Origin of the sequence: Gordonia sp. UBA7599, assembly GCA_002477755.1 — a bacterium.
GTDB lineage: Bacteria > Actinomycetota > Actinomycetes > Mycobacteriales > Mycobacteriaceae > Gordonia.
The window spans coordinates 2,391-2,788 of the sequence record DLKD01000154.1; the positions used below are offsets into that span (position 1 = coordinate 2,391).

Sequence of the window (398 nt, forward strand, 5' to 3'; positions counted from 1 at the left end):
CGCGCAAGGCATCGGCCAGGCCTAAAGCGAGGGCGAGCGAGGCGATGAAGGATTCGCCGCCGGAGAGGCTGGACGGCGCGCGTGTCGTGCCCGACCAGGCGTCACGAATGCGCAGCCCGAGCCCGCTGCGAGCGCCACGGCCGGCCAGAGAGTCGTCGTGTTCGAGTTGAAAGCGTCCGTCGCCCATCAGTCGCAGCCGCTCGTTGGCCAGATCGACCACCCGCTCCAGCCGCGACGCGAGCACAAAGGTCGACAGTCGCATCCGCAGTGTGTTGTCTGGCGAGGTGCCACCGGCCAGATCGGCCAGGGCGGCGACGCGGGCCGACTCGCCGCGCGCATCGGTCACGGAGGCGGCGCCTTCGAGTACGGCGTTGACCGCAGCCCGAGCCGCGTGCGCG

General features: G+C 71.4%; 1 pseudogene. It reads right to left on the reverse strand.

Going from position 1 to position 398, the window contains the following annotated elements:
• A pseudogene (locus B4L26_RS17810) lies at positions 1 to 346 on the reverse strand (hypothetical protein); the annotation flags it as partial.
• Positions 347 to 398 lie beyond the last annotated feature (52 nt).